The 13,882-nt window shown below is 70.5% G+C and carries 11 protein-coding genes; 3 read left to right on the top strand and 8 right to left on the bottom strand.

Features of this window, described 5'->3' with window-relative positions; genetic code table 11:
* Together QM582_RS15915 and recD are read left to right on the top strand one after the other, a co-directional pair.
* The coding region (locus tag QM582_RS15915; protein ID WP_415086014.1) for a PD-(D/E)XK nuclease family protein at positions 1 to 1,324 on the top strand (1,324 nt) is incomplete at its 5' end.
* Positions 1,317 to 3,074 carry an exodeoxyribonuclease V subunit alpha gene (gene recD, locus QM582_RS15910; RefSeq protein ID WP_415086012.1) on the top strand — a complete coding sequence of 586 codons (1,758 nt, stop codon included), beginning with the start codon at positions 1,317 to 1,319 and terminating at the stop codon, positions 3,072 to 3,074. The genes QM582_RS15915 and recD, both read left to right, overlap by 8 nt.
* Positions 3,075 to 3,095: 21 nt before the next feature.
* On the opposite strand, the gene QM582_RS15905 is transcribed toward recD, so the two are convergent.
* Entirely contained in the window at positions 3,096 to 3,695 is a 600-nt protein-coding gene (locus tag QM582_RS15905; protein ID WP_415086010.1) for a hypothetical protein, read from the bottom strand.
* 230 nt (positions 3,696 to 3,925) lie between these two features.
* Here QM582_RS15905 and QM582_RS15900 point away from each other — a divergent pair, with 230 nt between their 5' ends.
* Positions 3,926 to 5,209, top strand: coding sequence for a hypothetical protein (locus QM582_RS15900; protein ID WP_415086009.1), 1,284 nt, complete (start codon positions 3,926 to 3,928; stop codon positions 5,207 to 5,209).
* 21 nt (positions 5,210 to 5,230) lie between these two features.
* On the opposite strand, the gene QM582_RS15895 is transcribed toward QM582_RS15900, so the two are convergent.
* The 7 genes from QM582_RS15895 to QM582_RS15865 form a co-directional block, all read right to left on the bottom strand.
* On the bottom strand, positions 5,231 to 6,127 hold the full coding sequence (locus QM582_RS15895; protein WP_415086008.1) for a hypothetical protein: 897 nt from the start codon (positions 6,125 to 6,127) through the stop codon (positions 5,231 to 5,233).
* Between the two features lie 275 nt (positions 6,128 to 6,402).
* Positions 6,403 to 7,752, bottom strand: a complete 1,350-nt coding sequence (locus QM582_RS15890) for a hypothetical protein (protein WP_415086006.1) — start codon at positions 7,750 to 7,752, stop codon at positions 6,403 to 6,405.
* Between the two features lie 175 nt (positions 7,753 to 7,927).
* Positions 7,928 to 8,473, bottom strand: a complete 546-nt coding sequence (locus QM582_RS15885; RefSeq protein WP_415086005.1) for a PIN domain-containing protein — start codon at positions 8,471 to 8,473, stop codon at positions 7,928 to 7,930.
* A 4-nt stretch (positions 8,474 to 8,477) separates the two neighbouring features.
* Positions 8,478 to 8,858, bottom strand: coding sequence for a helix-turn-helix domain-containing protein (locus tag QM582_RS15880; protein ID WP_415086003.1), 381 nt, complete (start codon positions 8,856 to 8,858; stop codon positions 8,478 to 8,480).
* Positions 8,859 to 8,914: 56 nt separating this feature from the next.
* Positions 8,915 to 9,766, bottom strand: coding sequence for an NAD(+) diphosphatase (gene nudC, locus QM582_RS15875; RefSeq protein ID WP_415086002.1), 852 nt, complete (start codon positions 9,764 to 9,766; stop codon positions 8,915 to 8,917).
* Positions 9,767 to 9,785: 19 nt separating this feature from the next.
* On the bottom strand, positions 9,786 to 12,920 hold the full coding sequence (locus QM582_RS15870; protein WP_415086000.1) for a UvrD-helicase domain-containing protein: 3,135 nt from the start codon (positions 12,918 to 12,920) through the stop codon (positions 9,786 to 9,788).
* Positions 12,917 to 13,882: PD-(D/E)XK nuclease family protein (locus tag QM582_RS15865; RefSeq protein ID WP_415085998.1), on the bottom strand; the 966-nt coding region annotated here is incomplete at its 5' end. The genes QM582_RS15870 and QM582_RS15865, both read right to left, overlap by 4 nt.

Genomic DNA, 13,882 nt, shown 5'->3' with positions numbered 1-13,882 from the left:
GCTCGACCTGGGCGGCCGGGACGCCGCCGGCCGCAGCCAGCGCCGGCGGCGCGCCGACGCCGAGGAGGCCGAGGAGGACCTGCGGCTGCTGTACGTGGCGTTCACCCGGGCCCGATCCCAGGTGATCGCCTGGTGGGCACGCACCCAGCGGACGCCTCGGTCGGCCCTGCAACGGGTGCTCTACCGCGACCGGAGCAGGCTTCCGGACGCACCGGCCGCCGCCTACCCGCTGGACCGCACCCCCGGCACGCTGGCCCCCGCCGACCTGCCCTGGGTGCGGGACGCCGAGGGGTTCGCGGTCGAGCCGGTCACCGCCGACACCGGCACCAGTTCTGCACCGGCCCGGCCGACATCGGTCCCTGAACTGAGGGCGTTGCGGTTCGATCGGGCCATCGACGCCGACTGGCGCCGGACGTCCTATTCGGGCCTGACCGCGGGGGTGCACGCCGAGGCGCCGCTGCTGACCGACGAGCCCGAACAGGCCGAGTCGAGCGCACCGTCGACGAGTGACCCGACACCGTCGCCGATGCGCGACCTGCCCGGCGGCACCCAGTTCGGCACCCTGGTGCATGCCCTGTTCGAGCAGGTCGACCCGGGCCCGGACCAGGCCACCCTGCGGTCCCGGCTGCGCGCCGCGGCGTCCGAGTGGCTGCCGCGGTTCCCGCTGCCCGGGGTGAGCGCGGAAGTGCTGGCGGACGCGCTGCTGCCCGCCTTCCAGACCTCGCTCGGCCCGCTCGCCGACGACCGCAGCCTCGCCGAGCTGCCGATCGGCGACCGGCTGGCCGAACTCACCTTCGACCTGCCGATGGCCCCGGCCGACGACTTCACCCTGGGCGATCTGGCCGGCTTGCTGCGCGAACACCTGCCGCCGGAGGATCCGCTGGCCGGATACCCGGCGCTGCTGGCCGACCCCGCGCTCGCCGTCCAGCCGCTGAAGGGGTTCCTGACCGGCAGCATTGACGCCGTGTTCCGGGTCGGCCCGGCCGACCGTCCCCGGTTCGTGGTGGCCGACTACAAGACCAACCGGCTGGGCGGCGACGAGCTCACCCTGGGCCACTACGCACAAGGCCCGATGGTGACCGCGATGTGCGCGGCGCACTACCCGCTGCAGGCCCTGCTGTACTGCGTGGCGCTGCACCGCTTCCTGGCCGGACGCCTCGACGGCTACCGCCCCGAGCAGCATCTCGGGGGGGTGCTGTACCTGTTCGTCCGCGGCATGGGCGGGCCGCAGGCCGGTCCGGCGACCGGGGTGTTCGCCTGGCAGCCGCCGGCCGCGCTGGTGGAGCGGCTGTCGCTGATTCTGGGAGGTGCCGGCGATGACTGATCCGGCGTTGTCGATCGCCGCCACCGGGTTGACCGGCGAGTTCCACGGCCTGGGCGTGCTGGACTGGCCCGACCTGCACCCGGCCAGGCAGTTCACCCGGCTCTACCGGGAGCCGGACGAGCGGGTGCAGCTGGCCGCGGCACTCACCGTTCGTGCCCTGCGGGCCGGGTCGGTGTGCCTGGAACTCGACCGGGTGCGCAACGGGGTCACCGGACGCGACGACGAACTGGTCGAGGTGCCCGACGAACTGTGGCCCGACCCCGACGACTGGCTGGACGCCCTGCGCCGCAGCCCGGTGGTGACGCACGGCAGCGACGGCGATCCGACCCGTCCGTTGCGGCTGGTCGATCACAAGCTCTACCTGACCCGCTACTGGGAGCAGGAGGAGCAGGTGCGGCTCAGCCTGCAGCAGCGCACCCTGATGCGCCCGGCCGCCGTGGACGCCGCCCAGCTGGAGGCCTGGCTGGACGAGCTGTTCCCGGCCCCCGACGCCGACCCCGACCAGCGCCGGGCCGCGGCCCAGGTGGCCACCTCGGGTGTCACGGTGCTGGCCGGCGGTCCGGGCACCGGCAAGACCACCACCATCGCCCGCATCCTGGCGCTGCTGTTCCGGCAAGGGGTGCGGCGGGTGGCTTTGGCCGCCCCGACCGGCAAGGCGGCGGCCCGGATGGACGAGGCACTGCGGCAGGCGACCGGCGATCTTCCGGCCGACGTCGGCCCCCGGGTCGGAACGCTGGCGGCCAGCACCCTGCACCGCTTGCTGGGCGCCCAGCCGTACCGGCGTCCGGCGTTCCGGCACAACCGGGACAATCCGCTGCCGCACGACGTGGTGATCGTCGACGAGCTGTCCATGGTGTCGCTGACCATGATGGCTCGGCTGACCGAGGCGCTGGGTGACCGCACCCGGCTGGTGTTGGTCGGCGATCCCGACCAGCTCAGCTCGGTCGGTGCCGGCGCGGTGCTCAGCGACCTGACCCAGGCGTCCTGGCGCGGCACCGGCGGACGGACGCCGGTGGTGCGGCTGCGGCGCAACTACCGGTTCACCGGCGTACTCGGCGAACTGGCCGAGGCGGTCCGGGCCGGCGACGCCGACACCGTGCTCGACCTGGCCACCGCCGGGCACCCGAACCTGACCCTGACCGACCCGGCGCAACCACAGGACGAGCTGCGGGCCAGGGTGGTGCACATCGGCCGAGCCATCCATGCCGCCGCCGTCGCCGGGAACGCCGCGCGAGCCCTCGACCTGCTCGACCAGCACCGGCTGCTCTGCGCGCACCGGCACGGTCCGCACGGCGCCACCACCTGGGCCCGGCAGGCCGAGTTCTGGCTGCGGGCCTCAGTGGCCGGTTTCGGCGCCGAGGGCGACTGGTACGCCGGACGCCCCGTCCTGGTCACCACCAACCAGCCCGACTGGGGCCTGTACAACGGCGACACCGGGGTGGTGCTGACCACGACCGGACGTCCGCTGGTGCACTTCGCCGGCGGCGCGAGCCGTCCGCTCGGCCCTGACCTGCTCGGCCCCACCCAGTCGGTGGACGCGCTGACCGTGCACAAGTCCCAGGGCAGCCAGTTCGCCGTGGTGTCGCTGATCCTGCCCGACGTCGATTCGCCGCTGCTCACCCGCGAGCTGCTCTACACCGCCGTCACCCGGGCCCGGGACGCGGTGCACCTGATCGGCACCCGGGAGGCGCTCGCCGAGGCCGTGCAGCGGACCGCGCGGCGGGCGTCCGGGCTGCGCGAGCGGCTGTAGGTAGGGGGCCCTGGCGGTCGGCTATTCGTGGTCGGGCCACGGTGCCGCCGAGCCTCGACCCACCCGGCCGTCCCGCAGCTGCGTCATCATCGCCAGGCAGAGCCGGTAGACGCGATTGTTCAGGCTTCCGGGCTCCCAGCCCTCGAACTGCGGACCGAGACCGTCCAGCAGCGTCGACGCGTCACGCCCTTGCCGCACCTGACCGGCCGCCCGTTCCAGGTCGCCGCCGACACGCCGGAAGTCTTCGTACGCAGCCTCCAACATCGACCGGGTCTCATCGCCGAAGTGGCTGCTCACCAGGGCCAGGTTGGTGTTGAGTCGATCGTTCCACTCGTACAGGACGGCTCGGTACTCGGCGAGGCAGTCCGTCAGGCCGGTCTCGGCCGACTCCGTCCCGTCGTAGCCGGCAATCGCCCAGTACACCCGCAGCATCCGGTAGAGCCGCCGATCGAGCAATGCCGACAGCTCCCGACTGGCGTCCTCGGCCCGGGACCGCTCGTTCTCGCGGAGCCGTAGCTCGTTCTGACGCTCCCAGGACCTCTGCTGCAGGCGCGACGCCCACCAACCCCCGATCACCGTGGTCAGGACAAACCCGACGGCGACAGTCAGGATCTGCTCCACGACCCCTCCTCTGCTGGCGATCCGACCTCCACGCCGATCGTCCCACCGACCGCCCTACCTGCGGAACCTCGTAGCACGGCGAGCGTCCGTTCGGCCCCGCGACACGATGTCCGGACGGGCTTTCACCGCCGATCTCTGGCCCGCAGTTCGTTTAGTTGAAATAGGTTTCGATCTCGTGGCATAACTTCTGCCGGGGACGGGAGGACAGCGACGACACGAGGAGCAATGCCATGCGCTACGTCCCACGGAGATCCCTGCCAGCGATCCTCCCGCTCATCACTATCCTGACACTCACCGCAACGAACACACCGGCAGAAGCCGAGTCCGCTGACACCTATCCGCGGATGTGGGCGACCACCGCCCCCGCCTACCAGCCGTTGCCCGCCACCGCCCCCGTCGATGCGAACAGCGTAGCCATCGTGCGGAACATCAAGCGGTACGGCATCAAGCAGTACGGCGTCCCGGCCCGCAAACTGCCGTCCATGAGCCTGAACATCCACAAATATTCGAACCCGTTGTGGATCGCCCGGAATACGGACCCCTCCTACGACATCCGGTTTAACGACTGCCAGAAGAAGGGCTATACACCGGATCTATTCAAGAAGCTGAAGGGTGTCCGTATTCCCAATCGCGCCAAGCCGTCTGCCGGCACCGACGGACAGCTGACTGTGTTCAACTCCGACACCGGCCGTTACGTCGATCTATGGCAGGCATTCAAGAAGAAGAACAAATGGTATGCCTGCTGGGGTGGCTCCATCGCCAGCACCTACCAGTCCAACGGGACCTTCCCGGCGCCGGCCGGCGTCTCCGCGTCCGGAGTCGCGCTGGAGCCCTACACGGTGAAGGTCGCGGAGCTCCGCGCCGGACACATCGATCATGTGATCGGCATGCAGGTTCCTCCGCAGACGATCGACAGCTATGTCTCCAAGCCGGCGACCCGGACCGACGGACGCCGGAAACGGGCCAAGAACACCATCTCGGAGGGGCAATACCTGCGCCTCCCCGCCAACCTGAACATCGATTCGCTCAACCTGCACCCGGTCGCGAAGACCATCGCGAAGGCGGCACAGAAGTACGGGTTCATGGTGGTCGACGGCAGTGGCGGCATCAATTTCTCGCTGGAGAACGCGTCCACCTTCGCCAAGGATCCCTACCCCAAGCTGTTCGGTGACGCCGAGTCGTACAGCGTGATGTGGGGCGGGACCCACCACAAGTACGCCGCCTTCCCGTTCGACAAGCTGCAGGTCCTGAAGCGGGACTATGTGCCCAAGCCGAAGGTGGCGATCACGGTCACCGACCAGGGCACGGACAGCTTCGGCTTCCAGGCGACGGGAGCGCCGAGCGGGGCACGGTTGGTGGTGACCTGGTCGCTCAAAGGCCAAACCCGGACCACGACCGCGAAGACCACCACCTGGTGGTCCGGGCAGCAGACCGGATACCGGCATGCGCAGGCGAGGTTGGTCAGCGCCGATGGCACGACGTTGGTGAAATCACCCGTGGTCAGAAGCCGCTGAACCTGACTCGTCCGGGTCTGTTCAGCTGCGGCAGTTGCCCAGCAGGTTGCCGGCGGCGTCGTAGATCTGGCCTTCGAGCGCCGGCAGGTTGTCCCAGTCGAGTGGAATGGACGCCGTCGGCTGAACGGAGGCGTCCACGATCGCGACGCCGTCGACGACCGGGTGCTCGGTCGTCACGCTGTCGCCGGCCAGGCCGATCCGCAGAGTGGCAGCGCTGGCGAGGACTCGTCCGTCGGTGCCACGGACGGCGCCCGCGCCGCGCAGCCGGTACTCCTCGACCGTGCCGGCCGAGGAGCGGGCGAGATCGCGGGGCTTGACCGGGCAGGCCGCACCGGACGGGGTCGCCGGCAGGTCCGCTCCGACCGACAGTTCCACCGAGGCGCTGAGGGTCTCGTTCAGCGAGTCGTAGCCGACCAGGCACCCGACCACCGTGCCGTGCTCGTCGATGAATGCCGCGGTCGCCGGTCGGGCGGAACGGTCGTGGGGACGTCCGGTCAGGCTGTGTCCGAGGAAGCGCCATCCGGCGTCCATCGGCAGGCCGCTGGTCGAGCAGATCCGCCGCAGTCCCGCCTCCGTCGCGCCGTCGACGGGATCGTTCGGCACCTCGCCGACCGGCTGGGCCCAGCCGATAAGGCAGTGGTAGTCATCGTTCCAGAACGAGTAGTTGACGTCGATGCCGGGCGGAAGCGCCTCCATCCGGGACAGATCGGGTTCCGAGGACCACCCGGCCGGCGGCGGGCAACGCTGCACCACGACCGATCGCGGGATCAGCGGCTGCGTCCACCACTCCCCCGGCTGGTGAACGTTGAGTGCCCAGCCCTCGGGCACCGGCTCGCGCGGGATCGGCCCGGAACATCCCGTTGCCAGCAGGGCGCTCAGCACACTGGCGACGACGACGCGCAGCAGTCGACGGTTCACGGGGCCCCCTTCCCTTGCGGCCCGATTGCGGTCAGCGTAGAGCAAGGCACCGACCTAGACTCCGGCAATGGAGACCATCGCCCGCCCTCTCTTCTCCGGCTGATGTACCGGCCGAAGGCTGCCCGGATCGTCGACCGGCTGACGACCACCGCCCGGCAGCTGCACACCCTGCTGCCGGCCGGACGGGCGCAGCTGGACCGCTGGTATAACGGCTTCTCCGCCGATCTGCTCGCCGGTGGCGCCGGTCTGGCCACGGCGGCGAACTCGCGGGTCTACTACTCGGTATCGGCGACCTGCTTCTCAGCTCGCTTGCGCTGGAAGATGCCCCCGACCGCGCCAGCGACGCCGGCTGCTGCGTCCTTGATCGCGGCTCCTGCCTGCTCTACAGCTGCTGCGGCTCGCGGCTGGTCGGGGACGCCGTCGCCATCGGTGTCCACTGCCCGGAAGAGTCCGGTGGCTCGATCGAACGTTCGAGCGCCGAGACGATTGGCAGCGATCGCGCTCTCGGTCGTGCTGACCCGGACCTTGTCGAGGGCCTCCCCGGCCGCCTGGCTCCAACGCTTTGCGTCCGCAGCCTCCCTGCCCGCTTCGATCCCGAGTCGCCCACGCAGGTTGTGCACTTCGACCGCGACCCTGTTGCTCGACTTCACAGCTGCCGGTGAGTCGAAGGGGTTGAGGAGCACCTTGGCATTCGCCTTCTGCACGGTCTCATCCATCTGGGCGAGCAAAGCGGCGGTGCTGCGCGCAATCCGTTCGAGGCGGTTCTGTCGCGCCTTGACGAGCCCGACACGGTGAGCTTCGAGTTCCTGCGGAGACGAGTCCAGCACTCGGTCGAGTTCGAGCACCGACACTCCGTCCTCGAGCTGGAAGGTGCGAGCGAGCACCGCGAGCCACTCGCGCACCCGGGGTTCTGCGTCCTTCGTGGCACGAGCGATCTCGCCGAGATCCGCCTTCTTCTGCAACTTCTCCGCGATCGCGTCCAGCTCCTGAAGCGCATAGGCCTGTGTGCGGGCGATGGTCTGCGAGGTTGCCTGCACCTTCGACCAGGTGGTCTCGGAGACGCGTCCGACCTCGTCTCGCACGGTCAGTGCGTCCTCGACGATCAGGTCCACACCGATCATGTCGGCGAGCACGGCATCCTTCTGGCCGCGCAGAATGTCATCAACCTTCTCGTTGATGAGTTCCAGGTAGTCGACGATCTCGTCCATCTGCTGCTGCATCGCCTGCTGCTGCATCATCGTCGATAACGCGGTCAGGGCGAACGGGCCACTCAAGAGCACCGATGGCGCCTGGGCGATCTGGAGCCACTGCTTGATGTCACCCGGCTGACCGATCATGGCGTGGCTGACGCCCGGTGTCTTGGTCGCCATTAGGCCGTACTTGCGGACGGCTTCGGCAGACTCAGCGGTGAGCTTGACCCACCGTCCGGAGTTGGCGGCGACATCGGCGCCTACCTGGAGAGCCGTCCCCGCAGTGCCCGACGCGGTCCAGAGCTTATGGAGGTCCAGATCCCGCGACGGAACCTGGTCGAGACCAGTGTGAAGAAAGAAGCGCTCAATGTCGCTCGAATTGCCGATGACAGCAAGGCCGTCGCCGTCGCTTATCAGTTCGATGTCGCGGCTCATCGCATTTCCTGCTTTCTGTGGGTGCCCTGCACCCGTGGGGGTGTCACTACCTGGCAAACGGTACCGGGTAGCTCGTTCTGTCGACCGTCGCCGTCTGCCCTCGGACCGGCTCGCGCATTACTGCTGACGAGAGGCTTCAACTCCGATCCTCCCAGACAGGTCGGTCCTACTGAGTTCACGTCGAGCCGAGAAGCCGGTGCAATCGTTCGGCGAACCTCGGTGCTCCCGCGGCGGCAATTTTGTCGGCCAGTTCATGACCGGTGATCGGCGGGCGCTTCTTGCTGGTCGCCGCACGGGTGAACGATTCGACCACGCCCTGGCGGCGCCGCTTGAGCAGATCGACCAAGAATTCGTCCGAGGTGATGACCTTGACGCCGGCCGTGAGCACGGTGAGCCGGATGTCCACATCACCGTGGATCGCCGCTGCCGCATGGACCCGGTCCTTGGGGTCCGTTGACAGGTCGTTGGTCACCTTGTCACGATAGAGGGCCGGGTCAATGCGATATCGCCCGAAGTGCTGACGTACGGCCGCACTGACCGATGCGGCCGACTCCGGCGTGCGGCGGCCTTCGCGAACGATGACTTCCTCCCACTCGGCGAGCACTTCGTCGGTCCAGACCCAGGTGAACAGGAAATCTTCGGACAGCGTGAGCAGCACGTCCATGATCGTGAACGGAAACAGCTCGCTGGTGTCAATGAAGACCCGGGGGAGGCGGGCCACCGGGCTACTCCGCGAGAGCGGCGCGAATCGCTTCGGCACCGGCTCTGCGGCGGCTGCGTTCGGTAGCGACGTCGACGGCATCTTGAACCCGGATGCGGCGGTGACGGCTGCCGGGCAGACGGCGGAAGGCGAGCACGCCGTCCTCGCACAGTCGGTCGACGAACTGTCGCGTCACACCCAGGATTTCGGCGGCTTCCGCCGGGGTGACCTCGTCTTCGGCCCGCAGCACCACGACCCGTGCCCCGTGGGCGACATCGTCGAGCATGGCGCGCACGGCAGCCTCGACCGGAGTATTGCCCACCAGCCGGTCGGCCAGGCTCTTGGCGTCGGACCGGACGGCGGGGTCGGTGGGGTCGAGCGTCGTTGAAAGCGCATGGGCTGCCATGCCGCCATGGTACGCACAGCTGCAATAACAGCAACCTCAGCTATCAGGTTGGGCGCTCAGCTCCTCCCCCACCAATCGGCGATCAACCGGTGCGCAATGGACGCCTCACCGGGCAGGCTAACCTCGCCGGCATCGACGGCACCGGTCAGTTCCTCACGGCTGAACCAGCGGGCCGATTCGATCTCGACCCCGTCCACCTGAATCTCGGTGCTGGCCGCGTGCGCGACGAAGCCGAGCATCAGCGAACGCGGGAACGGCCACGACTGGCTCGCGACATAGCGGACGTCGGAGAGCAGCAGTCCGGTCTCCTCACCGACCTCGCGATGGACGGCCTGTTCCAGGGACTCCCCCGCGGTGACGAATCCGGCCAGGATCGACATCCTGCCCTGGGGCCACACCGCTTGGTGTCCGAGCAGTAGCCGGTCGTCGGCGTCCAGCACGGCGACGATGATCGCCGGGTCGCTGCGCGGGAACCGGTCCCGACCACAGCCCAGGCAGTGCCGCACCATGCCGCCGGTGGTGACGACGGTCGCGGCGCCGCACAGCCCGCAGTGCGGTGACGTCCGATGCCAGGACGCCAACGCCACCGCGGCGACCACGAGTTCGCGACGCTCATCGTCCACGGCCGGCATCAGCTCACGCAGACCGGCACCTGCCGGCACGGCGTCCACCGACTCGACGAACACCGGACGCCGCCGCGACAGCCCCAGCAGATAGTGCCGTTGCGGGTCGTACTCACCCGCGGGACGCTCGCTCAGCGCGAAGCCCTCGCCGACGCCGACCCGTCCGACCGAGTCGACAGGTATCAGGATCGCCGCCGGGTCGGTCCAACACGCGGCCGGCCATGCCGGGTCCGCTCGTTGGTGTTCGCAGCGATCCAGGTGTCCGGGCCCGCTCCAAGTGTCCATGTCTCTCAACCTACGACGATCAGCCGAGCTGCTGCACCGCGTCCGCCCAGGCCGACTCGGGCGGAAGCACCGGTGTCACCAGCCGGTCGGCGAGGATGTCGAAGAACCCGGCCTGCACCTGCTCCGGTGCGACCCCGGCAAGTTCGGCCCAGGCCTTGCGGTAGATGGCCAGCTGGGCGGGATCGGCCTGCTGCACGTCCCCGGTCTTCCAGTCGATCACCAGGTAGCCCTGCTCGGTGCGGAACACCGCGTCGATCCGGCCTCGGACGATGGTGCCCGCGACCAGCATGCTGAACGGCACCTCCACCGCCAACGGACGCCGGGTGGCGAACCGTCCCCGCTCGAACGCCGCGCTGAGGTGCGCGAAGTGCGGATCGTCCGGCGGCTCCTGACCGGGATCGACGTCGAACGCCGGCTCCAGCGCGAACCGGTCCTCCAGCCAGCGGTGGAACCGGGTGCCCAGCCGTTGCGCCGCGATCGGGCGCTGCGGCATCGGACGTCCGGCGTCCGCGGTGAAGCCTTCCGGGTCGCGGGCCAACCGGACCAGCCCGGTCGCCGACAGATACTCCGGACGCGGCGGCGTCACCTCCTCGACCGCGGCCAACGCCAGCGCGGACAGATCGGCGTCCCACTGCGCCACCTCGGCCTGCTCGTCGGCCGACAACCCCACCGGATCCAGCGGCACCAGCACCGCGGACGCCGCCTCCACGTCGGCGGCCAGCCGCTGCCGCCGCTCGCGGGCCTCGGGGTCCCCGATCACCGGCCACTCCAGCGCGGCACCGGACCCGGCCAGCGGATTGTCGCCGACCGCCGGCGGCGCCTCCCGCAGCAGCACCCCGTGCTGTTCGATCGCCCGCAAGTACGGCGACGGCTTGCGCGGCTTGATCAGCTCACCCTCCCAGGAGTGCGTGGTCGCCACCAGCAGCTGTTTGGCCCGGGTCACCGCCACGTAGGCCAGCCGATCTTCGGCATGCCGGGCCTGCTGCTTCAGCGCGGCCGCGTACTCCTTGAACGCCGCGTCGGACGCCTCGGCGAGCTGCGGGATCGCCGCCGCGTCGCCGCGCAGCTCGGCCGGCAGCACCGCGGCGTTGGTCACCCAGTTCTCGGTCACCCGCTCGTTCGGGAACACCCCGTCGGCCATGCCCGGCAGGAACACCACCTCCCATTCCAGGCCCTTCGCCTTGTGCACGGTGAGCAGCTTCACCGAATCGGCATCGCTGGCCACCGCCTGATCGAGCCCGACCCCGTGGTTACGCTCGGCGTCCAGGTAGGCGAGCAGCCCGCCCAGGGACGCCTCGCCGTCCACGTCGCAGTAGCCGGCGACGGCGTCGGTGAACGCGCCCAGCTGGGCACTCGACGATCCGGACGCCGCCAGCTCGCCCTCCACCCCGAGGGTGTTGACCACCCGCCGCACCAGGTCGAGCACCGGCTCGCCGGCGTGCTGCCGCAACCCGGCCAACTCCGCGGCGATCACCGCGAACCGGCGCCGCGCCTGCGGGCTGTACGGCAGCTCGCCCGGGTCGTGCAGCGCCTCCAGCAGGCTGGGCACGGTGACCCCGTCGGTGCGGGCCAGCGCCCGGCCCAGGTCGTCCACCAGATCGTCGTCCCGCGAACCTTCGACGGTGGCCAGCTCGGTGGCCCGGCGTCCCAGCAGCGCCAGATCGGCGATGCCGATCGCCCACCGGGCCGAGGTGAGCAGCCGGATCGCCGCCGGGTTCGCGCTGACGTCGTCGAGCAGGGCCAGCACCGAGCAGACCTCGACGATCTCGGGCAGTTCCAGCAGGCCGCCCAGGCCGACGATCTCGACCGGCACGTCCCGCGCCTTCAGATCGGCGTACAGGGCGGGGATCTGCGCGTTGCGGCGGACCAGCACCGCCAGGTCGGACCAGGCCGCCACCCGTCCGGTGCCGTGCAGCGCGGCGATCCGCTCGCCGATGAACGCCACCTCGTCGGGCCAGCTGTCGAAGCCGGCCACCTCGACCCGTCCCGGCGGGGTGCCTTCGGGGGCGGTGAGCGCGAGCGCGGCAGGCCCCCCGCCCATCGCCGGGTCGGTGTGCAGCCCGGCGGCGAGCACGTTCGCCACCGCCAGGATGGTCGGACCGGAGCGCCGGTTCACGGTCAGCGCGTACGACCGGGCCGGCCTGCCCTGCGCGGTCGGGAAGTCGTCGGCGAACTGCAGGATGTTGCTGGCCGCCGCGCCCCGCCAGCCGTAGATGGCCTGGTGCGGGTCGCCCACCGCGGTCACCGGATGACCCCGTCCGGACGCCGCATCGTCGCCGGAGAACAGGGCCCGCAGCATCGCCGCCTGCGCCGACGAGGTGTCCTGGTACTCGTCGAGCAGCACCACCCGGAACTGCCGGCGCAGCAACTCCGACACCGCCGGAACCTTGCGGGCCAGTTCGGCCGCCACCGCCATCTGATCGGCGAACTCGACGTAGCCGAGCCGACGCTTCAACTCGGCATAGGCGGTGGTCAGGCCCAACAGTTCGAGCCGCTGATCGCTGATCGCCCGGGCCTGCCGCACCGAGGCGTATTCGCGCCGATTGCGGCTCAGCGGGGCCTCCGCCAGCGCGGTGCGGAACTCGCGGGCGTGCGCGCCGACCTCGGCGGCACTGACCAGGTGCGAGGTCAGGTCGGAATCCAGCTTGAGCAGCCGTTCGGTCAGCGTGGTCGGCGTGAACGACGCCAGCTGCTCGAACGGCCCGGCGGCGTTGGTGACCACCCGAGCCGCCAGCCGGTAGCGGGACGCCCCGGTGATCATCACCGGATCGCTCTCCACCCCGATCCGCAGCCCGTGCTCGGCGACCAGCCGGGCAGCGAACGCGTCGTAGGTGAGCACCAGCTGCTCGCCCGCCTCGTCCACACCGGAGGTGTCGATCACCCCGGCCCGTTCCAGGGCGCCGCGTACCCGGGCCGACAGCTCAGCGGCCGCCTTGCGGGTGAAGGTCAGTCCCAGCACCTGCTCCGGCGCCAACTGGCCGCTGCCGACCAGCCACACCACCCGGGCCGCCATCACCGTGGTCTTGCCCGAGCCGGCGCCGGCGATGATCACCCCGGGCTCCAGCGGCGCGGTGATCGCCGCCAGCTGCTGATCGGAGAACGGCAGTCCGAGCACGTCGCACAACTGCCCCGGTGTCTCCAGGCCGCGGCTCATGCCACCACCTGCCGGCCCGCCGGCTTGGCCGGGCAACTGGACGCGAACGGGCACCAGGTGCAGCCCGGCCCGGGGGTGGCCGGGTAGCGCCCCGCGCGCACCAGCGTCACCGCCCGGGAGAGCCGCTCGTGCACCCAGCTGGGGTGCTCGGCGTCCTCGTCGCCCAGATGCGGCCGCTCCGACAGCGCGGCCTGATGGAACTCCTTCGGGTAGTCGTCCAGGTCGCTGCCGCCCGGCACCCGCAGATACACCAGGCAACCGCCGGCGCTGGACGCCCCCGGCCCGGCCAGGTGCTCGAAACCCCCCGCCTCGATGGCCAGCTGGTACACCCCCAGCTGCTCGTGGGACGCCGTCGCCTGCGCCGTCGGTGCCCGCTTGCCGGTCTTGAAGTCGACCACCCGCAACCGTCCGTCGGCCAGCCGCTCCAACCGATCGACGGTGCCGACCAGCCGGACGGCGCCATCGCCCAGCGGCAGTTCCACGTCGAAGGGGACCTCGACCCCCAGCACCTCGGTGCCGGCGTTGGCGTCCGACCAGTTCAGGAAGCGGGTCAGCGCGGCCTCGGCCTGGTCGCGTTCCGACACCGACAGCCAGGCGGTAGCGAACGGCAGCTCGTCCCACACCTCGTCGAGCCGGGCGGTGAGCTCGTCGAAGCCGAGACCCGAACTGCGGGCGTGCTCGGCCAGCACGTGGATCACCGACCCCAGGCTGGCGGTGGCGTTGCGCGGCGGGTCTGCCTTCACCTGCCGGGTCAGGTAGTGCTGCCGCGGACAGGTCAGCAGCCCGGTCAGCATCGACGGGCTGATCCGCAGCGGCCCGCTGGGCACCACGGGGCGTCCGGTCGGCTCCAGCACGCCCCACCACAGCGACGGCCGGGCCTGCGGCGCCAACGGACGCCCGTGCGCGTCGCTGAGCGCCGCCAACCGGGCCAGCCGGGCCGCCGCCGCCTCGCGCAGCGCCGG

It is taken from the genome of Micropruina sp. (genome assembly GCF_047607385.1).
Classification (GTDB): Bacteria; Actinomycetota; Actinomycetes; order Propionibacteriales; family Propionibacteriaceae; genus Micropruina.
This window is presented reverse-complemented; position numbering and strand designations above follow the sequence as displayed.